At 39.9% G+C, this 24,796-nt stretch carries 23 protein-coding genes, 1 tRNA gene and 2 pseudogenes; 18 read left to right on the plus strand and 8 right to left on the minus strand.

What is annotated here, in order from left to right; translation table 11 throughout:
- Positions 1–80 precede the first annotated feature (80 nt).
- The 3 genes from B4H39_RS04400 to B4H39_RS10275 all read left to right on the plus strand — a co-directional run bounded on the left by B4H39_RS04400 (position 81) and on the right by B4H39_RS10275 (position 1,397).
- Positions 81–731, plus strand: a complete 651-nt coding sequence (locus B4H39_RS04400) for an SGNH/GDSL hydrolase family protein (protein ID WP_202230011.1) — start codon at positions 81–83, stop codon at positions 729–731.
- A gap of 190 nt (positions 732–921) precedes the next feature.
- Positions 922–1,047, plus strand: coding sequence for a hypothetical protein (locus tag B4H39_RS04405; RefSeq protein WP_271328156.1), 126 nt, complete (start codon positions 922–924; stop codon positions 1,045–1,047).
- Positions 1,048–1,118: 71 nt separating this feature from the next.
- On the plus strand, positions 1,119–1,397 hold the full coding sequence (locus B4H39_RS10275; protein WP_394304516.1) for a tyrosine-type recombinase/integrase: 279 nt from the start codon (positions 1,119–1,121) through the stop codon (positions 1,395–1,397).
- 19 nt (positions 1,398–1,416) lie between these two features.
- Here the strand turns inward: B4H39_RS10275 and B4H39_RS04410 are convergent.
- From B4H39_RS04410 to B4H39_RS04440, 7 genes and pseudogenes are all read right to left on the minus strand, one after another.
- Positions 1,417–1,502, minus strand: a tRNA-Leu gene (locus tag B4H39_RS04410).
- Between the two features lie 82 nt (positions 1,503–1,584).
- A pseudogene (locus tag B4H39_RS04415) lies at positions 1,585–2,852 on the minus strand (NAD(P)/FAD-dependent oxidoreductase).
- A gap of 139 nt (positions 2,853–2,991) precedes the next feature.
- Entirely contained in the window at positions 2,992–4,494 is a 1,503-nt protein-coding gene (locus B4H39_RS04420) for an ABC transporter permease/substrate-binding protein (protein ID WP_202230014.1), read from the minus strand.
- A complete protein-coding gene (locus B4H39_RS04425) occupies positions 4,478–5,329 on the minus strand; it encodes an ABC transporter ATP-binding protein (protein WP_251422379.1) in 852 nt (283 codons plus the stop codon). The genes B4H39_RS04420 and B4H39_RS04425 overlap by 17 nt, the downstream gene beginning before the upstream one ends.
- 98 nt (positions 5,330–5,427) lie before the next feature.
- Positions 5,428–6,441, minus strand: coding sequence for a Gfo/Idh/MocA family oxidoreductase (locus B4H39_RS04430; RefSeq protein WP_202230016.1), 1,014 nt, complete (start codon positions 6,439–6,441; stop codon positions 5,428–5,430).
- On the minus strand, positions 6,438–6,587 hold the full coding sequence (locus tag B4H39_RS04435) for a hypothetical protein (protein WP_202230017.1): 150 nt from the start codon (positions 6,585–6,587) through the stop codon (positions 6,438–6,440). Before B4H39_RS04435 ends, B4H39_RS04430 begins: the two co-directional genes overlap by 4 nt.
- Before the next feature lie 19 nt (positions 6,588–6,606).
- Complete coding sequence (locus B4H39_RS04440; RefSeq protein WP_202230018.1) at positions 6,607–7,086, minus strand: S-ribosylhomocysteine lyase; 480 nt, start codon at positions 7,084–7,086, stop codon at positions 6,607–6,609.
- Between the two features lie 482 nt (positions 7,087–7,568).
- Here B4H39_RS04440 and B4H39_RS04445 point away from each other — a divergent pair.
- The 7 genes and pseudogenes from B4H39_RS04445 to B4H39_RS04475 all read left to right on the plus strand — a co-directional run.
- A pseudogene (locus B4H39_RS04445) lies at positions 7,569–7,823 on the plus strand (hypothetical protein); the annotation flags it as partial.
- Positions 7,824–8,007: 184 nt separating this feature from the next.
- Positions 8,008–8,853, plus strand: coding sequence for an aldo/keto reductase (locus B4H39_RS04450; protein WP_251422377.1), 846 nt, complete (start codon positions 8,008–8,010; stop codon positions 8,851–8,853).
- Positions 8,854–9,043: 190 nt separating this feature from the next.
- Positions 9,044–10,138 (plus strand): alanine dehydrogenase, encoded by a 1,095-nt coding sequence (locus tag B4H39_RS04455; RefSeq protein WP_202230021.1) that lies wholly within the window; start codon positions 9,044–9,046, stop codon positions 10,136–10,138.
- A 22-nt stretch (positions 10,139–10,160) separates the two neighbouring features.
- Positions 10,161–11,168 (plus strand): bifunctional threonine ammonia-lyase/L-serine ammonia-lyase TdcB, encoded by a 1,008-nt coding sequence (gene tdcB / locus B4H39_RS04460; protein WP_202230022.1) that lies wholly within the window; start codon positions 10,161–10,163, stop codon positions 11,166–11,168.
- A gap of 244 nt (positions 11,169–11,412) precedes the next feature.
- On the plus strand, positions 11,413–12,603 hold the full coding sequence (locus B4H39_RS04465; RefSeq protein ID WP_202230023.1) for a glycine C-acetyltransferase: 1,191 nt from the start codon (positions 11,413–11,415) through the stop codon (positions 12,601–12,603).
- Positions 12,604–12,669: 66 nt separating this feature from the next.
- Complete coding sequence (locus B4H39_RS04470; RefSeq protein WP_202230024.1) at positions 12,670–13,623, plus strand: L-threonine 3-dehydrogenase; 954 nt, start codon at positions 12,670–12,672, stop codon at positions 13,621–13,623.
- A gap of 150 nt (positions 13,624–13,773) precedes the next feature.
- A complete protein-coding gene (locus tag B4H39_RS04475; RefSeq protein ID WP_251422374.1) occupies positions 13,774–15,132 on the plus strand; it encodes an APC family permease in 1,359 nt (452 codons plus the stop codon).
- Between the two features lie 169 nt (positions 15,133–15,301).
- On the opposite strand, the gene B4H39_RS04480 is transcribed toward B4H39_RS04475, so the two are convergent.
- Positions 15,302–15,496, minus strand: coding sequence for a hypothetical protein (locus tag B4H39_RS04480; protein ID WP_202230026.1), 195 nt, complete (start codon positions 15,494–15,496; stop codon positions 15,302–15,304).
- Positions 15,497–16,053: 557 nt separating this feature from the next.
- Between B4H39_RS04480 and B4H39_RS04485 the strand changes: the two genes are divergently transcribed.
- The 8 genes from B4H39_RS04485 to B4H39_RS04520 all read left to right on the plus strand — a co-directional run bounded on the left by B4H39_RS04485 (position 16,054) and on the right by B4H39_RS04520 (position 24,655).
- Positions 16,054–16,566, plus strand: coding sequence for a cysteine hydrolase family protein (locus B4H39_RS04485; RefSeq protein WP_202230028.1), 513 nt, complete (start codon positions 16,054–16,056; stop codon positions 16,564–16,566).
- A 161-nt stretch (positions 16,567–16,727) separates the two neighbouring features.
- On the plus strand, positions 16,728–18,965 hold the full coding sequence (nrdD, locus tag B4H39_RS04490) for an anaerobic ribonucleoside-triphosphate reductase (RefSeq protein WP_251422371.1): 2,238 nt from the start codon (positions 16,728–16,730) through the stop codon (positions 18,963–18,965).
- 307 nt (positions 18,966–19,272) lie between these two features.
- Positions 19,273–20,718, plus strand: a complete 1,446-nt coding sequence (locus tag B4H39_RS04495; RefSeq protein ID WP_271328152.1) for an APC family permease — start codon at positions 19,273–19,275, stop codon at positions 20,716–20,718.
- Positions 20,719–21,025: 307 nt separating this feature from the next.
- Positions 21,026–21,625: an anaerobic ribonucleoside-triphosphate reductase activating protein gene (gene nrdG, locus B4H39_RS04500; RefSeq protein ID WP_202230031.1), complete on the plus strand. Its 600-nt coding sequence runs from the start codon at positions 21,026–21,028 to the stop codon at positions 21,623–21,625.
- Positions 21,622–22,113: a DUF2325 domain-containing protein gene (locus B4H39_RS04505; protein WP_202230032.1), complete on the plus strand. Its 492-nt coding sequence runs from the start codon at positions 21,622–21,624 to the stop codon at positions 22,111–22,113. The genes nrdG and B4H39_RS04505 overlap by 4 nt, the downstream gene beginning before the upstream one ends.
- Before the next feature lie 64 nt (positions 22,114–22,177).
- Positions 22,178–23,011, plus strand: coding sequence for an energy-coupling factor ABC transporter ATP-binding protein (locus B4H39_RS04510; protein WP_251422365.1), 834 nt, complete (start codon positions 22,178–22,180; stop codon positions 23,009–23,011).
- The gene (locus tag B4H39_RS04515; protein ID WP_202230034.1) at positions 23,008–23,853 is read left to right on the plus strand and encodes an energy-coupling factor ABC transporter ATP-binding protein; all 846 of its coding nucleotides are present in this window, start codon (positions 23,008–23,010) and stop codon (positions 23,851–23,853) included. Before B4H39_RS04510 ends, B4H39_RS04515 begins: the two co-directional genes overlap by 4 nt.
- Before the next feature lies 1 nt (position 23,854).
- Positions 23,855–24,655 (plus strand): energy-coupling factor transporter transmembrane component T family protein, encoded by an 801-nt coding sequence (locus B4H39_RS04520; protein WP_202230035.1) that lies wholly within the window; start codon positions 23,855–23,857, stop codon positions 24,653–24,655.
- Positions 24,656–24,796 lie beyond the last annotated feature (141 nt).

The raw sequence follows: 24,796 nt of genomic DNA on the forward strand, positions 1-24,796 counted from the left end.
CCCTATTGTGTAATTCATTATATCAAATTTAAACTATTTATGAAATGGGAAGGGAAATACATGAAAGGGTTGGAAATAAAATGGATTGGTCTGGAAAAAGAGGGCAGTGGTTTGGGGATTCAATTAGTGAACAGGATGGTAAACCTTATTCTGATACAGGTGAAATTGCTATTGGTTATCAAACTCTAGTAAAACGTGCACTGGGATTCAGTCATTTGGAGAATTTGGCGATATCTGGGCGACCTGTAGCGAATGGTTCTGCAAATGGTTCAGGGACAGTTTCGACTGTTTTAGAGGAGTATATCCCGAGTGACTTAGTCGTGATTGCAGGTGGAACTAACGATTATCGTTTAGATCGAAAAATCGGTAAAATAAGAAAGGAAGGCTTTGATGAGGACACTTTTATTGGTGCCTTTCAAACAGCAATAGAACATATTAAAAAAACTAATCCTAACCAAGTAATTGTCCTAATGGCACCGCTTCAGCGTGACAAAGATGGCTATAACTGTCAAAACCCTAACCTGATTGGCAATTACTTGAGAGACTATGTTAGAGCAATTCTAGAAATTGGTAATTATTATGACTTACCTGTGTGGAATGGATATGAAAAATCAGGTGTTAATGAGGCAAATGTGGGTCAATTCACTTATGATGGCTTACATTTGAATAATAAGGGATATGAGCGAGTTTGTGCAAGTTTGATTGTTTTTTTGGAAAGGCTAAATTGCTGAATTTTGGGAAATAAATGGTTATCTCAATAATGCAAGAGGCATAAGTTGAGGATGTTGTGCTTTAATTATGAATATATATAGGTGTGGATAATCTGGTTTGGAAGGATATTTATTTCAAGACAGGGATTGTGGATTGGAGCCATCGCCTTGAGAAAGATTCTCAATCTGGGAAATAATGCGTGTCAGAGGTATGAAAAATAAATACCGTTTCCGTTATCTCCAACTGAACGAAAGCCTCTTAGAGGAGTTACGTCAGTGGAAGAAGGAGCAGAAGGTTCTTCTGGCAAAAATGAATATTGAGCAAGCAGAAAATTAGTTTCTCTGTAGCTTTACCAGTCTGATGCCGTGGTGTCCACCAATCTTTAGAGAGACTGGCTCAATCGAAAATTGAGGAAGGTGGAGCAGGTTTACAACTTACCTCATATGACCCCTCATGGTTTCAGACACACCTTTATCTCTGATTCTCTTAATGCAGGTGTCAATCAATTCTCCTTAAAGGGGATTGTGGGACACTCTCCTGTATCCAATGTGACAGAGCATACCTATGGACATGTGAATGCGCAGGCTCAAAAGTCTGTTTTTGAAATGGTTGAAACCGCGCGCAGGGGATGGTACACTCATGGTACACTCTGGAAAAAAAGAAAAGCACCCGTCGTCGAAAACTAGTGCTTAAACCTTGTTATAATGCGGAAGGCGGGACTTGAACCCGCACAGCCAAGATAGGCCACAGGATCCTTAATCCTGCGCGTCTGCCAATTCCGCCACTTCCGCGAAATGGTACCTTAACATGATACCATTTCGATAAGAGGAATGCAAGAATTAACTTATTTATAGAATTTTTTAGTGTAAGTACTTAGTATTTCATATAAGAAGACATTTCGGCGGCATGGTTGCCTGCAACATGTCCTGTAACAAAGGCACAGGTGATATTATATCCCCCAGTATAGCCGTTTATATCCAGAAGTTCTCCTGTTATATATAAGCCAGGGATTAGCTTACTCTCCATCGTTTTAGGGTTAATCTCTTTGAGATGAACACCACCGCCAGTGACAAAGGATTTTTCGATGGGAAATGTTTTGTTGATTTGAATGGATAGAGCTTTGAGAAGGGAGCAGAACTTTTTGAGCTGTTTTTCCGTTAATTGTTTGGCAGGTATATCTGCATCAATTTGGGCTTGCTGCAGTAAGAAAAGTAAAAAGCGTTCTTGGGTTAGCGATGCAAAGGCATTTTTTACAGCTTTATTATTGCCGTGTGTCACTTGCTTTAATTCATTTAGGAGCTCTGCAGTGGATAGGTCAGGAAAACTGTCGAGAAGGACAGTTACAGTTTCAGCTCCCTTGGCAAGTTCTTGATTAATAAAACTTGAACAACGTAGAGCAGCTGGGCCACTGATGCCAAAGTGGGTAAAAATCATATCCATCCGGTGTTCAACGAGAGTTTTTCCCTTGCTGTTTAACACACTCAACCGAATATCACGAAGGGAAATGCCTTGTAAAGTTCGCTCACTGATAAATTTCTCTGAGGAAACAAGAGGAGCTTCTGTGGGGTAAAGAGGCGTGATAGTATGCCCTGCCTTTCTCGCCAACTTATACCCATCACCAGTTGAACCTGTTGAGGGGTAGGCCGTCCTCCTGTAGACAGAATAACGCATGGGGCTTTGAAACTGTCACTTTCTGTTTCCAGCCCTTTGATTGTCCCATCTTTAATATTGAGCTGAGTGACAGCAGAACTCGGAAAATAGTCAACACCAAGTTCTTGTAACTTATCAAAAAGAGCATCAATGATTGTTTTGGATTTATTAGTTATGGGAAACATTCTTCCATGGTCTTCTTCTTTAAGAACTATGCCATTTTTTTCAAAGAAATCAATAATATCAAGATTGGAAAACTGGGTAAAAGCACTGTGCAAAAAGCGCCCATTGCCAGGGACGTGGGCGATGATTTCTTCAACTGAATGACTGTTTGTAACATTGCAGCGCCCGCCGCCAGTCATCAGTAACTTTTTTCCCACTTTTGGATTTTTGTCTATTAAATCTGTATGTGCTCCATTTTCAGAAGCAGCTATAGCTGCCATCATGCCTGAGGGACCAGCACCAGCAACGATTACATCATATTTTTTCATAGTTTAATTATACCATTCCAGTTGTGTTGCATTTATTCAGTAAGAAGAGGGACGTCAGGGAGATACAAAACTTAAGAGTAATTTCTTGGCCTAAAAAGAGTTTGGGTATGCAGTTTTCAGACTGTTACGGGTCTACGAGTTATAGTAAATCATGTCTAGCTAGGAACTCATGTGCAACAGCAGCGGGATCTTTTTGTTCAACATTGACCGCATAGTTCATGTTAATCATTTCTTCATCGGTGATTGCCCCTGCAAGTTTATTTAAAATCTGTTCCAGTTGAGGATATTTTTTGAGTAGATTTTTGCTCATCAATGGAGCAGCCTGATAAGGTGGAAAAAGTTTTTTGTCATCTTTGAGCACGGTAAGCTGGTATTGCTTGATTTGACTGTCAGTAGAGTAAACTTGGGCCAGATCGATATTGTTACTGTTTAATGCATTATAGATAAGGCTTGTCTGCATTGTTTTGACATCAAAGTTTAAGCCATAAAGACTTTGAAGTCCCTTGTAGCCGTCTTGACGATTTGCAAACTCTAAGTCAAAGCCAGCTTTAACAGCAGGAAGTTTATGAAGGTCTGAAATAGTTTTAAGATTATATTTTTCTGCATAGTGAGTTTTAACAGCTAAGGCATAAGTATCTTGAAATTTCATCGGTAAAAGGTAGGCAAGATTATCTAGCTTGTCAATACCTGCGCGTGCTTCTTCATAAACTGTTTGGGGGTCAGTTGATGTGGTTGGATGTTTTAAGAAAGTTGTCAAGATAGTTCCTGAAAATTCTGGGTAGATATCGATTTTATTAGATTTTAGGGCATTGTAGAGGAAGGTAGTATCCCCAAAGTTCGGCTTAAGAGTCACCTCAATATCACTGTTTTTTTCAATCACTTCCTTGTACATATTAATCAGCAAGGTAGGTTCAGCACCAAGCTTACCAGCAATGGTAATTTTGGGGTGATTGTTTGCCTGAGGATTGTAATAAGAGGCTAATAAGAGTAAAAGTCCCGCAAAGAAGCTTATCAGTATGGTTTGGAGCTTGGCTTTTTCCAAGAAGCGAAGCAAGGTTGAAAATATAACAGCCAGCAGTGCAGAGGAGATAGCCCCAATTAAGATAAGATTGACATCGTTAGAGTTGATACCTAAAAGGATAAAGTTTCCAAGCCCTCCTGCTCCGATAAGGGCGGCCAATGTTGCTGTTCCGATAACCATAATGCCACTGGTTCTTATGCCGGCCATGATAAATGGCAGGGCAAGCGCCAGTTCAAACTTCATTAAACGTTCACGCCGATTCATACCAAAGGCTCTTGCAGCTTCAATCAGGGAGCTATCAATCTGTTGAAGCCCTGTATAGGTATTTTGGATGATTGGAAAGAGAGCATAGACCACCAGAGCAACAATAGCAGGTAACGAGCCAATCCCAACGAAGGGAATCAAAAGTCCTAATAAGGCCAAGCTAGGGATGGTTTGAAAAATCCCTGTGATTTGCAATAGAGGCTCAGCTAATCTCGAATAACGTCTTAAGAGTAATGCCAGAGGAAGTGCAATCAGTATGGCGATAAAAAGCGAAACTAAAGAAATCTGGATGTGTTGCAATAAGGCAAGCCAAAACTGAGACTCCTGCTGTTGAAAGGTGTTAATCAGACTGTTCATATGTATTCACCTCCATACTTTTCAAGACATCTGTCAAGGGAGTATCACCTGAAAAATTATTGTCTGCAAGAGTTTTTTCAAGGTTTTTTAACTTATATCGAGAGAGATCTTGCTGATAGTCAGTAAAAAATTCAGCGACAAATGGATTAGCAGGTGCATTTAAAATCTCCTGTGGTTTACCAATTTGCTGGAGCCTGCCTTCTTTGAGTATAGCGATACGGTCAGCCATTGCCATTCCTTCAGACATATCATGTGTGACGAAAACCGTCGTGATTTGCAAAGTTTTTTGCAAGTCTTTAACAAGTTCTTGTAACTGCTTACGTGATATAGGGTCTAGGGCCGAAAAAGGCTCGTCCATTAAAATAATTTTAGGCTTGCAGGCGATAGCTCTTAGAATGCCAATTCGCTGTGCTTCACCTCCAGAAAGCTCATGGGGATAACGGTTGAGATACTTATCTGCGTCAAGCCCAACCAGTGGCAGAAGTTCAAGAACACGCCGACGGATTTCGCTTTTACTCCAGCCTTTCATTGCAGGAATAATCCCGATATTTTCTAAAACAGTCATGTTAGGAAAGAGCGCTATCTGTTGAAGAACGTAGCCTATTTGTAGACGGAGCTCTCGTAAATTGATGGTTTGGATATCTTGTTTGTCAATAAAAATCTGTCCTTGATTTGGGTCAATCAACCGATTAATCATCTTAAGTAATGTTGTTTTCCCGCCGCCAGAAGAACCAGCAAGTACAAAAAATTCATGACTTTCAATAGAGAAGTTAATATCTGAAAGTACAGCCTTTTCTCCGTAGCTTTTGGTGACATTTTTGAATGTAATAGTCATAGCACAATTTTAACATTTTCTCTTTCACTTTTTTGCTCAAATGACTCACTCTTTCATTGAAAACTAAAAGAGTAAAAAGAAAAATCCTACTTGAGGATTTATTTAAAAGCATTTTCTAGTGTTTCAATGACCGCCAGAATTTGCTCATCTGAAACTAACTTTTCTTCACCGTGGACTAAAGAGTTATAGGCTGAATCATAAACACGACCGTAATCCCCAGAAACTGTCGGGATTGTCTTTGCGATACGATCGCCGTTTTGGTTATAATAAGTTAATTGTGCGAAGTCTTGAGGTGTATCGGCACCAAAACCTTCGTCTCCTGGAACTATTCCTGCCTTGAGATCATTTTCCTGCTGATCAACATGCTCTTTAATTAATGTTCCCCTAGAACCATAAATCACCCATTTTGGACGACTGACAGCAGCTAGTTCTGTGGCTTGCACAGTTGCTCGGAAATTTTTATAAATCAAGTTGACAGAGAAGTAGTCATCTGTAGCAACCGCGTCACGTGTAGAACGTACGTCGTATTGAACGGTTTCAGGTTTACCAAAGAGTGAAACCATCTGATCCACCAGATGGACACCATGGCCGTACCAAGCACCGTCGAAATTCTCTCCCAGACTTGCATCTGCTGGACGATAGTGATCCATTGTTACAGTTAGGTCAATCAAATTCCCTAAATAGCCTGTTTCCAAAACCTTTTTAACCGTCAGAAAATCGCTGTCAAAGCGGCGGTTTTGGAAAGGCATAAAGAAGAGATTTCTTTCTTTGGCAAGTGCAACCAGTTCTTTGGCCTGCTCTAAAGTTTCTACCAGAGGTTTATCGCAGATAACATTTTTTCCTCCAAGCAGCAGTTTTTTACTGGTTTCATAGTGGGCAGAACCGGGGGTGACAACAATAACTAAGTCAATGCTCTCGTCCTGAATAATGTCGTTAATATCTGTTGAGAAGACTGTACCATTTGCCTCAAGCACAGCTTGCTCAGGACGTTTGCCTAAGGTACGATTAACGATGCGCGAAATGTTGAAGTGGTCACGAATTTTAACGTAGGGGATGTGATAACGATTGGTTGATTTGCCAAAGCCGACATAGGCGATGTTTAATTTTTTCATGCTTTTTTCTCTTTTTTCTTTTGAGACAAATATTGTTTTTTTAATGCCTCAATTTTGGCTAATTTGTCAGTCTTAGTTTTTGAATTTTTTTCGTGGAATTTTTGGACAGCAGCTTGTCCCTTATAATCTAGCTGGTATTTTCCCATGACTTCCTTTCCTTAACTTTTAGTTTACTGGTCGGCGCTCAAAAGCATCAGACGAGATGCCTTTGCTTAGGATTTTTTTCGCCCACTCTTTCGCTGAAAACAGTGAATGATCTCGATAGTTTCCACACTCTTTTTCTGAAACACCAGGAACATCGTCCCAAGTAAAGCTATCTCCCGCAAGCTCTTCCAAAGAAGAAGTGATAACTTTGGCAATTTGTTCAGAACTGGGTTGGCCCCACATAATCATGTGGAAACCCGTGCGACAGCCAAACGGTGAGAAGTCAATCATACCATCAATACGATCGCGGATTAAACTTGCCATTGCGTGTTCAATGGTATGTAAGCCACTTGTTGGTATTTCTCCATGATTGGGCTGGATAAAGCGAACATCAAAGTTTGTGATGCTATCCCCTTTAGGTCCAGTTTCTGTCCCGATTAAACGTATATAGGGTGCTAAAACTTTTGTATGATCAAGTTGGAATGATTCGACTTCAGCCATTGTTTTTCTCCTTTTTCCTTATTATTTATGAACAGTAAAAAATTTTAACTTTTTATTTGATAATTTGTTCCTATTGTAGTGTTCTCATCTTTTAGGCTCTGCCTAAACAAACACCCTTATTATAACACATTCCAGCTTAAGTGTTTTTCATCTGGACTTTTTGCAGTTTTGATTATTGGATAAGACCAGCATGTATTGTTTCACGTAAAACAATGGCAGTGCATTTTAAAGGGGATTTCTTTGTCCAAGTTTTCCGAAAAAACTGTTGTATAATTACTAAATAGTTTTAACTTAAAAGAGAGAGATATTTAAAAAAGACGGGAGAATATACTTAAAAATAGTCTAAAATACTTGACGAGGGAAATACTGTGTTCTGTAATCAAGTAATACAGCAGGGTAAATTTCTCCTTTTTTCTGCTGCAGCAGAAGTTGTAAACGATTTGACTGCTGTTGATTAAAAAGGAACAAAGCAAGCCTTTGCACTATCTTTAGCAGATGTGGTAAAACTTTCCCAACCGAGCAGCGCATTTTCTAATCATGCGGAGCGTGTGACAGGTGGGCAAGGTGATAATCATGGCTGGTGGCTACGTACTCCTGGGATTTCAGGTGATGGCTGGCGTGTGGATGTTGCGGCTAATGGGCGGGCTGGTCAGCTTACTCGCACTGGTCATGTAGACCTTTCTTTAGCATTTATGGGCGTCCGTCCAGCACTTATTATCTACCAGCCAGAAGCTTAAAGAAATCATTTAGCCCTTCCTCTAAAATTCCTGCATTTCAGTGGTGAAACGGGTGAGATGCGGGAAACACCTGTTCTTTGTTCTTCCAACATCCGCGTTCTCCTTCTACACTTCCGAACCAAATTTTTTCGTCTCCTTTCATAAAGTGATAGAATAAAGCGAGAAGTAAAGAAAAGGAGAATTTATGGCACTTACAGAAACTTACACTCTTTCAAATGGTATGGAAATTCCCAAAGTTGGTTTTGGGACATGGCAATCAAAAGATGGCGAGGAGGCCTATCAATCGGTCAAAACGGCTCTAGAAGTTGGTTATCGTCATATTGATACAGCTGCCGTTTATGGCAATGAAGAATCCGTGGGACGTGCAATTAAAGACAGCGGGATTGCACGTGATAAATTGTTTATCACCACAAAGCTTTGGGATCTTGGAACAACTGAAGATGCAAGAGCGGCACTTGATGAAAGTTTAGAAAAACTCGGCTTAGACTATGTTGACCTTTATTTGATTCACTGGCCGAATCCTAAAGCCTTCCGCCCTAATTTTGCTGAACGAAACGCAGCTGTCTGGAAAGCGATGGAAGATGGCGTGAAAAATAATAAAGTGCGTGCGATTGGTGTGTCAAACTTCCATCCCCGTCATTTGGAACCATTACTTGAAGTTGCTGAGATAAAGCCTGTTGTTAACCAAATCATGGTCAACCCCTCAGATCAGCAAGAAGAGGTCGTTGCTTTTAATAAAGCACACGATATCTTGACAGAAGCTTACAGCCCACTCGGTACAGGCAAAATTTTTGCCATCACTGAACTTGCTGATATTGCAGATAAATATGAGAAAACAGTGGCACAAGTCGTTTTACGTTGGAGCCTACACAAAGGTTACCTCCCATTACCAAAATCTGTAACAGCAAGTCGTATCAAAGAAAATGCTGACATTTTTGATTTTGACTTGTCAGATGAAGACATAGCCTTTATCGACAGTCTTCATGGCAAAGCGGGCCTTGCTCGAAACCCAAATGAAGTCAATCATTAATAGGTATATCCTGAAAAAGTACACCAAATTGAAAGATTTGAGTGTCTTTTTTTATAATTTGCAGAATATGTACAATAAGAATAAGGGAATATTAAAAGAATGTTTTATTTTAAAAAAAATATTGCCAAAAGAGAATGAAAGCGCTATAATATACTTGATAAAATTTTCACAAAAGGAGAAACAATTAAGTATGAAAATTGGTGTAATTAAAGACCCAAAACAAGGTGAAGCACGTGTAGGGATGACCCCAGAAAACGCGAAAATTCTCGTTGAAGCAGGGAACGAAGTGCTTGTTGATAGAAATGCTGGTGCGGGTTGTGGTTTTACAGATGATCTTTACGAGGCAGCTGGAGCTCAAATCGTAGATACAGAAACTGCTTGGGAAGCGGAGCTCATCGTTAAAGTTAAGGAACCGATGGAATCTGAATATAAATACTTTAAACCAGGTCAAATTATCTGGGGCTTCCTTCATCTAGCAGCTAATAAAGCCTGTGTTGAAAAAATGATGGAGGTGGGTGTAACAGCTATTTCTGGTGAAAACATCTCCATCAATGGTGTTCTGGAGTTGCTCAAGCCAATGTCAGCTATTGCAGGACGACGTGCAGTAAACATTGGACAATATTACCTTGAAAAACAGCACGGCGGTGAAGGGATTCTCTTGCCAGGTATCGCGGGTATTGAAGCTGGTACCGTTGTTATTTTTGGCGGTGGAAATGCTGCAGAAAATGCTGCTGATATAGCAGTAGCTTTAGGCTGTAAAGTTATCATCATCGAACTTGGAGATGCTCGTATCGCGCAGCTTAAAGAGCGTTATGAAGGAAAAAACGTTGAGATTGTCAAGTCAACAACAGAAGCTTTAGAAGAGAATATCAAACTTGCAGATATCTTTATCTCAACAATTCTAATTCCAGGAGCCAAACCACCAAAATTGGTGAAAGAGTACATGGTCAAGTCAATGAAACCTGGTTCGGTCATTGTTGATATTGCTATAGACCAAGGAGGTACAGTGGAAACAATAGATCATGCAACGAATCATGCAGATCCTGTTTTCATTAAGCATGGTATTATTCACTATGCAGTACCAAATATGCCTGGTGCAACACCACGTACAGCGACCATTGCCTTAGCTCAAGGTAACCTTTCTTTCCTCAAAGAAATCTCTGTTAAAGGTCTGGATGAAGCATTGAAATCAAAAGAACTCCTTTCAGGCCTGAGTGTCTATAAGGGGAAAGTAGTTTCCAAGCCTCTTGCTGATTCAATAGATGTTACTTATACAGAATTTTAGAAAGGGTTTGAGGAAAGAGAAGATGACAAATTTAGCAAGTCTGCCTGTTACGATTAAAGATATAAAAAAGGCTCAAAATATTGTAAAACAGTATGCGCGTGAAACACCATTGATTCAGTCGATGTTCTTAACTGCTAAAACAGGTGGAGAGGTTTATTTGAAGCTCGAAAACATGCAGTTAACAGGCTCATTCAAATTCCGTGGCGCTTTTAATAAAATTGCGCAGTTGTCTGAGGAAGAAAAAGCGCGTGGTGTTATTGCTTGTTCAGCTGGTAATCATGCACAGGGTGTTGCTTTGACATCAAAACTTTTAGGAATTAAGAGCATCATTGTCATGCCAAAGGGCGCGCCACAGGCAAAAGTAGATGCCACACGTGGATATGGGGCAGAGGTGATGCTTGAAGGTGAGCAATTTGATGACTCCAAGGCTTTCTGTGAAGCCTATGCTAAGGAAAACAACATTACTTACATCCCACCTTATGATGATACAGAAGTAATGGCTGGTCAAGGAACAATAGGTCTGGAAATTTTGGATCACCTTTGGAACGTGGATACAGTTTTGGTTCCTGTAGGTGGCGGCGGCTTGATATCAGGTGTTGCTGTTGCCTTAAAATCTTTCAATCCAAATATTAAAGTTATTGGTGTACAAGCTGAAAATTGTCATGGAATGACAGCATCGTTTAGGGCACGTAAAAAAGTTTATCACGATGAAGCACCAACGATTGCAGACGGCTGTCACGTTGCTTATCCAGGCGAATTGACATTTGAGGTTGTTAACCAAATTGTTGACAATATGGTTCTGGTTTCAGAAGCAGAAATTGAGTTGGCGATTAAAGACCTTATTCAACGTACGAAAATCGTTGTAGAAGGTGCTGGCGCTCTTACAACTGCAGCGATTCTTGCGGGGAAAGTGGATGAATATGTGAAAGACAAGAAGGTTGTTTCCATTGTATCTGGTGGTAACGTTGACTTGGCACGTATAGAAGATATCGTTGATCACTTTCTGATTGCGAATGATGAAGAACAGTAAATCTTAACATCTTAATTATCCATAGGTAAAAAAGCTCTGTAATTCAGGGCTTTTTACGCATATTTCAGTCTTTTTTTAATTGTGCGATAAATTACTTGAAATCACAAAGTTAACAAGATTGTATAATTTAAATTAAAATATGAGCAAACAGTCCAAAAAATCTTGCAAGAGTTTTTGAAAAGTGTTAAACTAATTGTAAACGGTTACAGGAAATGTAGCCGAAAAGTGAAAGAAGGTTGTAAAAATGACTTCAAAAGTTTTAACGGAGTTCCTCGAAAATGGGCTTGGAAACCTAAAAGAAAAAGGTTTGCTCAACACAATTGACGTGCTAGATAGCGCCAATGGCCCAGAAATTACAGTTGCAGGCAAGAAGATGATTAACCTTGCCTCAAACAATTATTTGGGGTTTGCTACACGGCCTGAACTTATTCAGGCAACAAAAGATGCAACAGACAAGTATGGAGCTGGTGCAGGGGCTGTACGTACAATTAATGGAACGCTTGATATTCATATTGAGCTTGAGAAGACCATTGCCGAGTTCAAAGGTACTGAAGCTGCGATAGCTTTTCAGTCTGGCTTCAATTGTAACATGGGAGCCATCAGTGCAGTTATGAAAAAAGGAGATGCCATCCTTTCAGACGAGCTTAACCATGCTTCAATTATTGATGGCTGTCGTCTCTCAGGGGCTAAGATTATTCGTGTTAAACACCAAGACATGGCTGATCTTGAAGCGAAAGCAAAAGAGGCAACAGAATCAGGCGAATATAATAAAGTAATGTACATCACAGACGGTGTATTCTCAATGGATGGTGATATTGCTAAACTTCCAGAAATTGTAGAAATTGCTGAAAAATATAATCTAATCACTTATGTTGACGATGCACATGGCTCAGGCGTTATGGGTGGTGGTGCCGGTACTGTAAAACATTTTGGATTGCAGGATAAAATTGACTTCCAAATCGGTACTCTCTCAAAAGCAATCGGCGTAGTTGGGGGATATGTTGCAGGATCAAAACTTTTGGTTGACTGGTTGAAGTCACAAGGGCGTCCTTTCCTCTTCTCAACTTCATTGACACCTGGTGCAGCCGCAGCTGCAAAAGAAGCCTTTGTATTGATGCATGATCATCCAGAATATGTAGAGACACTTTGGGACAATGCGAAATATTTCAAAGAAGAATTACAAAAAGCTGGTTTTGATACAGGTGTATCAGAAACACCAATCACACCTGTAATCTTGGGAGATGAAGCAAAAACACAAGAGTTTTCTAAGAAACTGATTGAAAATGGTGTTTATGTGAAACCTATCGTTTTCCCAACTGTACCACTCGGAACAGGTCGTGTTCGTGCAATGCCAACAGCAGCACATACTAAAGAGATGTTAGACCAAGCAGTTGCTGTCTTTGCCAAAGTAGGGAAAGAGATTGGTTTAATCTAAGCTCTGTCCTAGCAAAATTATTCCTATCGTAACTAAACATATATCAAATATATTGGAGAAAATAAAATGAAAAAAGTACTCATCACAGGCGCACTTGGACAAATTGGTTCAGAATTGACGGAACGTCTTCGCAATGATCTTGGAGTTGATAATGTTATCGCAACTGACATCCGCGAAGTTGAAGGAAATCCAGTTGTGACAGATGGACATTTTGAAATCTTGGATGTCATGGATCATGAAAAGATGCTGAAGATTGCCAAAGATAATGGTGTAGACACAATTATCCATTTGGCTTCACTTCTCTCTGCAGTAGCAGAAGCGAAGCCACAATTTGCTTGGAAGCTCAATATGGGTGGATTGGTTAATGCTTTGGAAACAGCGCGTGAGCTTGGTCTACAATACTTCTCACCATCATCTATTGCTGCATTTGGCCCAAGTACTCCGATGGACAACACACCGCAAGTGACAATTCAACGTCCAAATACTATGTATGGTGTGACGAAAGTTTCTATGGAGCTGCTTTGTGACTATTACTATACGAAGTTTGGTGTAGATACACGTGGTGTACGTTTCCCAGGATTGATTTCATACAAGACCTTGCCTGGTGGTGGTACAACAGACTATGCTGTTGATATCTACTATGAAGCAATCAAAAATGGTCACTATTCAAGCTTTATCGCTGAAGGAACTAAGATGGACATGATGTACATGCCTGATGCTATTGATGCCATTGTTGACTTGATGAACGCACCAGCAGACAAATTAGTCAACCGTAATGCCTTCAATATTACAGCTATGAGTTTTGCACCAGAAGAAATTGCTGCTTCGATTAAAAAGTTCATGCCTGACTTTACAATGGATTACGATGTAGATCCTGTACGACAAGCTATTGCAGACAGCTGGCCAAACTCTATCGATGCGACATGCGCGAAAGAAGAATGGGGCTTCAATCCTAAATACGACTTGGATGCGATGACTAAGGATATGCTTGAAAAACTTACTGAAAAATTAAAAGGTTGAGAAAACTAAGTTCACTCTATCACAAGTTTAAAAAATATGATAAAATTAGAGAGTAATCGGTTTCGAGATTACTCTCTAATGCTAATTTTAGTAATCAACGTTAAGACAATATTAATCTTGTCAAAATTTATCTTTTAAAGAGGAGCTCTTATGGAACAAAAAAATGAAATGAAGCGTACGCTTGGTTTCTTTCCTGCCCTTACGACGGTAATGGGCACGGTTATTGGTGCAGGTGTATTCTTTAAAGCAGGTCGAGTTGCGGAACTGACGGGCCAGGCTGGATTACACATATTGGTTTGGGTACTTGGTGGTATTATTTCGATTTGTGGTGGGTTAACTGCTGCAGAGCTTGCAGCAGCTATTCCAGAAACAGGTGGGATGATACGTTATATCCAACGTGGTTTTGGTAAACGCTGGTCCTTTCTCTTAGGCTGGGCACAATCAATCATATACTTCCCCGCAAATATTGCAGCGCTTGCTGTCGTGTTTGGAACACAATTTTTGAATTTGTTTGGAATGAACGTGAGTGCGGCCAATACAGCTATTGTTGGTGTTATTGCAGCTGTTTCAGTTACCTTGATTAACTTTATCAGTTCAAAAGCTGGTGGTGCTTTACAATCAGTAACAACCGTAATTAAGCTTATCCCAATCGCCTTGATTGTTATCGTTGGCTTACTTCGTCCCGGTGGGGTTGAGTTTCAGCTTCTGCCAATCCAAGCAGGGCAAAACTTGTCGTTGGCTTCAGCTATTGGTTCAGGTTTGCTGGCTACAATGTTTGCCTATGATGGTTGGATTTATGCAGGAAATATCGCTGGAGAAATGAAAAATCCAGCGAAACATTTGCCACGTGCGATTATCCTCGGGATTGTTGCTATCATGTTTGTCTATATCTTTGTTAACGCGGCCTACATCCGTACTTTAGGTATCCCAACATTGATGGAAAATAATCCTAATCTTCCTGCTATGGTAGCCGATAAGATATTTGGGGGCATGGGAGGTAAACTTGTTACCATTGGTATCTTGATATCTGTTTATGGAACAATCAACGGCTATTCTATGACAGGTATGCGTGCTTCTTATGCCTTGGCGACAGAAAAGTCTTTCCCATTTTGGAAAACTTTCCAAAAACTTTCAACAAGTGGTGTTCCAGTAAATTCAGGTATACTTCAAGTTGCTATTGCTGCAATCATGTTGGTTGTGACTATGTTCTCAAGCGATGCCTTTGATTTCCTTACAAATATGTTGATATTTGTAATTTGGATTTTCTATACTATGGTCTTTATTACGGTATTTATCTTGCGTAAGAAAGAGCCAGAACTGGCACGACCATACAAGGTGCCACTCTATCCGATTATCCCAATTATTGCAATCGGCGGTGGTGTCTTCATCTTGTTCATGACTTTGATCAGCTCAGACTATATGAGTAATCAAATTCCAGCCTTAGTTGGTGTCATCTTTACATTAATTGGTCTTCCTATTTATAGCCATTTAGATAAGAAATACCATTGATAAAATGGGAAAAACGCTCAAAGTTTGCACAGGAGTGCTATAACTGAGCGTTTTTTGTGTGGGATTAGTAAAGTCATTGGCTAAGGCGGAAGCAAAATGATTGAGCATAATTTGAGATATGACAAGGCATCTAGCAAGTCAAGCTCTCCTATCTGCCAATCATACTAGACTAAAGCTCCTCTTTTTTTGGTTTCGTACTATAAATAATTGATACGGCTAAACTTGAGCGAGTATGCTGAAACTGCTGTTCTAAAACGTAGTAACCGTCATCCGCCAGTTCTTTTAGAAAAGCATTTACTTTTTTATCGAATACAGATGAGCTGTTTTCAGAAACGATATTTTCCATTATTGTTTTGCATTTCATAACGAACCTCCTACTTGTTTTTTTATCCCTAGTACACCTCTATGTTTCACGCTTTTAATAAGCATGGCATATAGAGTTTTTCTAAAAGCGAGATGCCACAGTTGAGAGTTTTAAGGAGAAGGGATATGCCTATAACCGTTTATCGTGAGTCATACACGTTTCTTATCCAAAGCTTATTTACGGAAAAAGGGCTGCTGGTTTATTCCTTACTTCTAAGGCACCCTCCTCCTATTCCTATACAAGCTCTTTTATCCCATCAGTGGTTGTACGTTTGCAGCCCCTTTATATTAATAATTATATAATATTTTTACAGATAAATGAATACGAAAACTTCATTTTTGGATAGAGAGCTTATACAAGTCAAAACAGGGGAGAACGGTCATTTTCGGTAGAACAGATACGGCTGTAATAGCTTTGATGAAACATGTTAGTTTCCTTGGAGCAATTGGGGATTACAATCTTTATCTAGTACAAAAGCTGAGAACTGAGTGCTCCTTAATTCATTTTCTATCTATGAAGCAGTTGACCTTATTGAGGCGGTATGTTACACTTTGCATATGAAAAAACTACTGGTACTGATTGACTTTCAAAATGACTTTATAGATGGCTCTTTGGGAACAGCTGAAGCACAAACTATTGTTCCGAGAGTGGTTGAGAAGCTTAATACTTATAAAGAGAGTGAACGCTTGGCGACACAAGACACACACTTTGAAGACTACTTAACAACGCAAGAAGGAAAGAATCTGCCCGTGCTTCATTGTCAAAAAGGAACAAAGGGTTGGGAAATTCGAAAAGAAGCTCAGGTAGGCTTTAAACGGGTCTTTGAAAAAAATATTTTCGGTTCAATACAGCTTGCAGAATACATTAGGGATGAGAGGGTTGAACAGGTAGAACTCATTGGTATCTGTACGGATATCTGTGTGATTTCAAATGCAATGCTGATTAAATCTTTTGCACCTGAAGTGAAAATTATTGTAGATGCCTCTTGTTGTGCTGGGGTCACGCCTGAAAGTCACGGTGCAGCGCTGGAAACAATGAAATCTTGCCAAATTCATATTATCAATGAATAAAGAAGAGCACATGGATCAGCTCTTTTTATTTTTCCTTGTAACACTATATATAGTGTGCTTTCTTTTATTTTCATGAAAATAGATACTATATATAGTGGAAAAAGCAAAAGTTATTTGATAGAATAGAAGGCAAGGAATTAAAAAAATAGGAGAGCAAATCAATGAAGGTGGTTGAAGAAAGCCTGGTAGAGGTTCAAGAAATTAGCGTTATAAAACGTGATGGACGTTCTGTAAAGTTCGACAGCAGCAAAATTTTTGATGCTTTAAAAAAGGCTGGTGATGAGGTGATACCACCAGTTTCGGAGACACGTATCGCTGAAATCTGTGATCGTGTGGTTCACGAAATTTTTACACGTTTCACGGACAATGTAAAGATTTATGAAATTCAGAGTATCGTTGAGCATATCTTGATGGAACTCGGGGAAACAAAATGGGCAGAGGTTTATACGACATATCGTACACAGCGCGATCTTGAAAGAAGTAAAGCCACAGATATTAACTTTACTATCGAAAAGCTTATCAACAAAGATCACACAGTTGTTAACGAGAATGCCAACAAGGACAGTGATGTTTTTAATACACAACGTGACCTGACAGCAGGAGCAGTTTCTAAAGCAATTGGCTTGAAGATGCTTCCTCCTCATGTGGCTAATGCCCATCAAAAAGGAGAAATTCACTACCATGATTTGGATTACTCTCCTTTTACAACCATGTCAAATTGCTGTTTGATTAACTTTAAAAATATGTTTGAAAATGGCTTTAAACTAGGGAATGCACAGGTGGATTCACCTAAATCTATTCAAACAGCGACAGCTCAAGCTTCACAAATTATCGCAAACGTAGCGAGTTCGCAATATGGTGGTTGTTCATTTGACCGTGCTGATGAAATTTTGGCACCTTATGCAAAATTGAACTATGCGAAGCATTTAAAAGATGCGGAAGAGTGGATTGAGCAGCCTGAAAAACGTGAAGCATATGCTAAAGCAAAGACCAAAAAAGACATCTATGATGCTATGCAGTCTTTGGAATATGAAATCAACACGCTTTTCACTTCGAATGGGCAAACGCCGTTTGTCACAGTTGGATTTGGTTTGGGAGAAGACTGGTATGCACGTGAAATTCAAAAAGCAATTTTGAAAGTACGTATCGGTGGTTTAGGTAAGGAACACCGTACAGCAATCTTCCCTAAGTTAATCTTTACACTCAAACGTGGGCTCAACCTTGAGGTGGGAACCCCGAACTATGATATTAAGAACTTAGCGCTGGAATGCGCGACAAAGCGGATGTATCCAGATATCTTATCTTATGATAAGATTGTTGAACTGACAGGCTCATTTAAAGCCAGCATGGGTTGCCGTAGTTTCCTTCATGGCTGGAAAGATGAAAATGGCAGGGATGTTACAGCTGGACGTAGCAATCTCGGTGTTGTTACGGTTAATCTCCCGCGTATTGCTCTGGAAGCAGCAGGCGATAAAGAAAAGTTCTGGGAAATCTTTGATGAACGCATTGCGATTGCTAAAGATGCTTTGGTCTTCCGTGTCAACCGGGCAAAGGAAGCTCAACCCAAAAATGCGCCTATCCTCTTTATGAATGGAGCTTTGGGCCGCTTGAATGCGGAAGACTCAGTAGACGAACTTTATAAAAATGATCGGGCAACTGTTTCTCTTGGCTATATCGGGCTTTATGAAGTTGCGACAAGTTTTTATGGACCAACCTGGGAAAACAATAAGGAAGCAAAAGACTTTACTCTTGAAATAGTGAAAAGCATGAATCAAGAGTGTAAAGACTGGAGTAAAGAAACGGGTTATCATTTCTCAGTGTATTCTACACCAAGTGAAAGTCTGACAGACCGTTTCTGCCGTATGGACAAAGAAAAATTTGGCTCAGTGGCTGACATTACTGACAAAGATTACTATACCAACAGTTTCCACTATGATGTACGTAAAAATCCAACACCATTTGAAAAATTGGAGTTTGAAAAAGATTACCCCGTTTATGCAAATGGCGGATTTATCCATTATGCTGAATATCCAATGATTCAACAAAATCCTCGTGCGCTTGAAGCTGTTTGGGACTTTGCTTATGACCGTATCGGCTATCTGGGAACAAATGCACCTATCGACCACTGCTATGAATGTGGTTTCGAAGGTGATTTCACAGCGACAGAGCGAGGTTTTAAATGTCCACAATGTGGAAATACAAATCCTCAAACTTGCGATGTTGTGAAACGTACCTGTGGCTATCTTGGAAATCCTCAAGCAAGACCAATGGTTCATGGGCGTCATAAAGAAATATCATCGCGAGTGAAGCACATGAATGGTTCAGTAGGTGTTCTCCGAGATGGGGAGAGTATTGATAGTGAAGAAGTGGATCATGTTAAAAGTAAATTTGTGAAATAAAGGCTAGAAAATAGACGAGATTTTAAAACATAAAAAATGTTCAACTGGGTTCCAAAGAGTCCTGCAGTTGAACGTTTTTTTATTTTGGCATTTTGTGTTAGAATCAGTCAATTTTCTACATTTTTTCCAGTTTCTTTCATATCAGAGTATAGGAAGGGAGTGGGGGTTAGGTTGTTAGGGAATTTTTAGATATGAAATTGACAGTACTTAAGTTTTGTTCTATAATCTTAGTGTAACCGCTTTTTTAATTAAATATCTGAAAAATACTCTGTCTTGTCCGCAGAGTGAAAAAAATTTAAGGAGTCATATGGACACTAAAAAAATCAGATGGTTTACCGTCGCATTTATTGCCTTCAACATGGTTTGGGGGATGGGAAATGTGGTTAATAACTTTGCCCAGCAAGGGATTACTGTTGTGACCTCATGGATTTTGATTCTGGCGCTTTATTTTGTCCCTTACGCACTTATTGTTGGTCAGCTAGGGTCAACTTTTAAAGACAGTAAAGGAGGAGTGAGTTCATGGGTTGAGCGAACTTCCACAAAACGTTTGGCTTATTATGCAGCATGGACGTATTGGGTAGTGCATATTCCTTACTTGGCACAAAAACCTCAAGCTATTTTAATTGCCTTTGGCTGGATTGGTCGAGGAGATGGTCAACTGGTAAGTTTGATGTCAGTTCCGCTTGTGGCTGTCCTTTCCCTGCTTATTTTCTTACTTTTCCTCTGGCTTGCAACCAAAGGGTTAAACACGCTTAAAGTCATTGGGGGTCTTGCCGGAACAGCAATGTTTGTCATGAGTTTACTCTTTATTGTTATGGCAGTTAGTGTCCCATTTATCTCGAAAAACTTTGCTATTGCGACACCAGATATGGGGAATATCAGTACTTATATTCCTAAGTTTGACTTTAGCTACTTTACGACAATCTCAATGCTGGTTTTTGCAGTTGGTGGTGCAGAAAAGATATCACCCTATGTTAACCAAATGAAGAGTCCAGCGCGCGAGTTTCCAAAAGCGATGATTATATTGGCTGCTATGGTAGGAGTCTGTGCTATTCTTGGTTCAATAGCGATGGGGATGCTCTTTACAAGTGGAAATCTTCCAGAGGACTTGATGGCAAATGGAGCCTATGCCGCCTTCCAGATGCTGGGAGAACACTACGGCATTGGCAATAGTTTAATGTATGTTTATGCCCTTACGCAAGGTATCGGTCAAATTGCTGCACTTGCTTTTTCAATTGATGCGCCATTGCGTATCTTGCTTGCGGATGCGGACCCACAATTTGTTCCAGCTTGGTTGCGTAAAACAACTGCTAAAGGAACGTTGATTAATGGTTTCGTATTGACAGGGATTTTGGTGAGTATCGTTATTTTAATGCCACTGCTTGGAATTGGAAACATGAACGAACTGGTCAAATGGCTGACAAACCTAAACTCTGTCGTGATGCCGATGCGCTATATGTGGGTATTCTTCGCCTTCATCATGCTTAACCGTGCGATGAAACACTTTACTTCTGAATACAAATTTATTAAGCAAAAACGTTTGGCAATGTTGGCAGGCGTTTGGTGTTTCTTGTTTACTTTGCTAGCATGTGTCCTTGGGATGGTACCAAAAGTTGATTTCGCTGCAAATCCATCTGCATGGTGGTTTCAATTGACTTCAAATATCCTGACTCCTGTCGTTTTAATTCTTCTGGGTATGCTTCTTCCGTTTATTGCACGCCGTGAGCAAAGAAAATCAAATGATTTAGTCTAAAAAGTAGTATAATATAATGAGTAGTTTCGTGAGAATTGCTCGTTTTTTAATGTGCTGCTATCATTGTGGCTAAAGCCACTAATGATAGACGCCAATCCCGATAGGGCCTTGTCTGAGCCCCTTATTAGCTGGGAATCAAAAAAATGTCGTTTTTGATTTCTAGCGTCATATGCTGCTATTATTGCCCCTAAAGGTACTAATGACGGGCGGTAATTCCCAGGAGAATTGTCTGAGTGTCCTCCTCCTCATTGTGATTGGGGAATGAATTGATAAATTTCAGATAAAATAGAGATAGGAGTAAAGACCGATGAATAATCCAAAACCACAAGAGTGGCTTGCTTCAGATTTGGAACAAGGCTATGTTTCAGATTACAAGCCTTTCAATTTTGTAGATGGTGAAGGTGTGCGTTGCTCGCTTTACTTATCCGGCTGTAAATTCCACTGTGAAGGATGCTACAACCAAGCGACATGGAACTTCCGTTATGGGAGTCCATATACAAAAGAATTGGAAGAAAGAATCATGTCAGACCTGAGTCAGTCTTATGTTCAAGGCTTGACCTTGCTTGGTGGAGAGCCATTCCTTAATACGGGTGTGGCATTACCGCTCGTCAAGCGTATACGTGCAGAGCTTCCTGAAAAGGATATCTGGTCTTGGACAGGCTATACTTGGGAAGAACTTTTGCAGGAAGATGATACGAAACTTGAACTATTGCGAAATATAGATATACTTGTCGACGGTCGCTTTGAACTCAGCAAGAAAAACTTATTGCTCCAATTTAGAGGGTCTTCAAATCAACGGATTATTGATGTGAAAAAATCTTTGGCTAATAATCGAGTGGTTATCTGGGAGAAACTCAATGATGGAAAAGCAGCAGTGGAACAAATTCATAAGGAAAAACTGATATGAAGACTGTCTTAGTAATTTGTGAATCAGGCTATTGGCATGACATACGTGAAGGTTTAGCAGCAGTAGAAGTTGGTTTTCTAGGTTTTGATAAGAAAAAGCCTAGGCGTTCAGAGGTTGACCAATTAGTAGCACAAGCTGACTTTGTGATGATTCGGAATCTCAATGTTGCCCATGCTTCGGTACGATTTGCAAAAGAAGCAGCGAAATCTAGCGGTACACCTTTCTGGATAGGAAGTAATTTCGGTGTAGAAAAAATCATTGAAAAGCTTATCCTTGCCTTTCCAGATATAAAGGTACCTGAAAAGTCCATAAAGCCAAAAGCTCCAAAGAAGAAAAGTGCCCAAAAACTTTCCAGACGTTCTGCGCTTGAATCAGAAAAATATTATCAGCTTCCCAAGAAAGCAAAAAATCTTGCCTTAAAATCAGCCCTGAAAGGCGTTAAAATTGCTGAAGAGGATATTGATTTTGAAAAAATGTTTAAGTCCTAGTACTGGACTTTTTTCTAAAAATGAGAGATAGCGAAAACGCAAGGCATTTGGTATAATTAGTTTTATGAATAAAATCCTCGAAGTAGAAAATCTGTCCTTCAAATATGAAGAAGATCAAGAAATGCCCACTTTAGATGGGGTGTCTTTTGCTGTTCAAGCAGGAGAGTGGGTTTCGATTATTGGCCAAAATGGCTCAGGAAAATCAACCACAGCTCGCGCTATTGACGGCTTACTTGAAAATGTATCAGGAAATATAAAAATTGACGGACAAATTTTAAGTTCGGAGAACATTTGGACACTTCGTCAAAAAATAGGCATGGTTTTCCAAAACCCTGACAACCAATTTGTTGGTGCAACTGTCGAGGACGATGTTGCCTTTGGAATGGAAAACCAGGGGATTCCTCGTGAGGAGATGATTTTACGTGTGGATCAGGCTCTAAAACAAGTCAATATGTTAGAGTTCAAAGGCAAGGAACCTGCGCGTCTGTCTGGTGGACAAAAGCAGCGTGTTGCTATTGCAGGGATTATCGCATTGCGCCCAGAAATCATTATCCTTGATGAGGCAACTTCAATGCTTGATCCGACAGGACGCGCCGAAATCATGCGCGTTATCCGTGAAATTAAGGCAGAATATAATTTGACAGTACTCTCCATTACTCATGATCTGGATGAAGCAACTTTATCTGATCGTGTTTTAGTAATGCGTGCCGGTAAAATTATCAAGTCGGCCAAACCAGAAGAACTTTTTGGTTCGGGTGAAGACATGGTTAATATTGGTCTAGATATGCCTTTTACGTCAAGCTTAGCGGAAGATTTGCGGGCGGACTTTAACTTGCCAGAAAAATATTTAAATGAAGAAGAACTGGCAGACATCTTAGCAGAAAGACTGAGAAAATGATTAAATTTGATAAGGTAAATTTCACTTACCAACCCAATACTCCCTTTGCGAGCCGTGCCCTCTTTGATATTAATTTGGAGGTAGAGGAGGGGAGCTATACTGCCCTTATTGGTCATACAGGTTCAGGGAAATCAACGCTGCTCCAACATCTTAATGGCTTGCTGCAACCCACAGAAGGTAAGGTAAATATTGACGATATTGTTATTCAAGCCAGCAGTAAACAAAAAGAAATCAAGCCAGCACGCAAAAAAGTGGGGGTTGTTTTCCAGTTTCCAGAAAGTCAGCTTTTTGAAGAAACAGTTTTGAAGGATGTTGCTTTTGGACCACAAAATTTTGGTGTCTCGCAAGAAGAGGCGCTTAAAATTGCGCGTGAAAAACTCGAGCTTGTTGGTTTAGCAGAAAAAAACTTTGAAAAATCGCCTTTTGAATTATCAGGTGGGCAAATGCGTCGCGTTGCCATTGCTGGGATTTTAGCAATGGAGCCCAAAGTGCTCGTTCTTGATGAACCAACAGCTGGATTGGATCCCAAAGCACGTATTGAGATGATGGCGCTCTTTAGTCACTTACACCAGAAAGGTCAGACCGTCGTTTTGGTTACACATAATATGGATGATGTGGCCGAATATGCGGACAAGGTGTACCTTTTAGAAAAAGGTCGTGTTATATCATCGGGCACACCTCAGGACGTTTTTCAAAATGTTGATTTCTTAACGCAACATGAGCTTGGCGTACCTAAAACAACGGAATTTGCTGTAAAATTGGAGCAGCGAGGCATTGCTTTTGACCGTTTGCCGATTAAACGGCAAGAGTTGATTCAAGTGCTGAAGGAGGCGAAAAAGTAGAATGCAAAATATGCTTATGGGACGCTATATCCCAGGAAATTCGCTGATTCATCGCTTGGATCCTCGCAGTAAACTTTTAGTCATGTTTATTTTTGTTATTGTGATTTTCTTTGCGCATGACTGGTTAGGTTATTTACTTCTAATTCTTTATACCTTCGCCGGCGTCCTTTTATCAGGAATTTCTATTTCTTATTTCCTTAAAGGCTTAAGGCCGATGATTGGTTTGATTTTATTTACAGTCATTTTTCAGATGCTTTTTACACCTGGGGAACATATTGTTTTTCAGTTTTGGATATTGAAAATATCAACAGAGAGCTTGATTAATGCACTTTATATTTTCTTCCGATTTGTGTTGATTATCTTTATGTCCACGGTTTTAACGTTGACAACACCACCGCTAACATTGGCGGACGGTATCGAAACTGGTTTAGCGCCCTTGAAGAAAATTAAAGTCCCTGTCCATGAATTAGGACTAATGCTTTCGATTTCTCTGCGATTCATTCCAACATTGATGGACGACACAACCATGATTATGAATGCCCAAAAGGCAAGAGGAATGGATTTTGGCGAAGGAAATCTCTTGCAAAAAGTACGCTCTATTATCCCGATATTGATTCCGCTCTTCGTTTCGAGCTTCCGTCGTGCGGAAGATTTGGCGGTTGCTATGGAATCGCGAGGCTATCAAGGAGGCGATGGACGAAGTAAGTATCGTCAACTCAAGTGGTCGAAAAATGATTTTGTTTTATTACTGAGTATTTTCATATTGGCTGCCCTTCTCCTTATATGGAATGCTTTTAATTAAAACTGCTGCATAAATTTTGCCTAAAAACCTGAATAATTTAGGTTTTTTTGTTTATTTATGAGTTTGTCCTTGCATTAATAAGGGTGATTTGCTATAATAGTCAGGTAGTCAAAAAGCGCACCCGTGGCTCAACTGGATAGA

The sequence above is a fragment of the Lactococcus sp. UBA7128 genome (assembly GCF_002492185.1).
In the GTDB taxonomy this organism is placed as follows: domain Bacteria; phylum Bacillota; class Bacilli; order Lactobacillales; family Streptococcaceae; genus Lactococcus; species Lactococcus muris.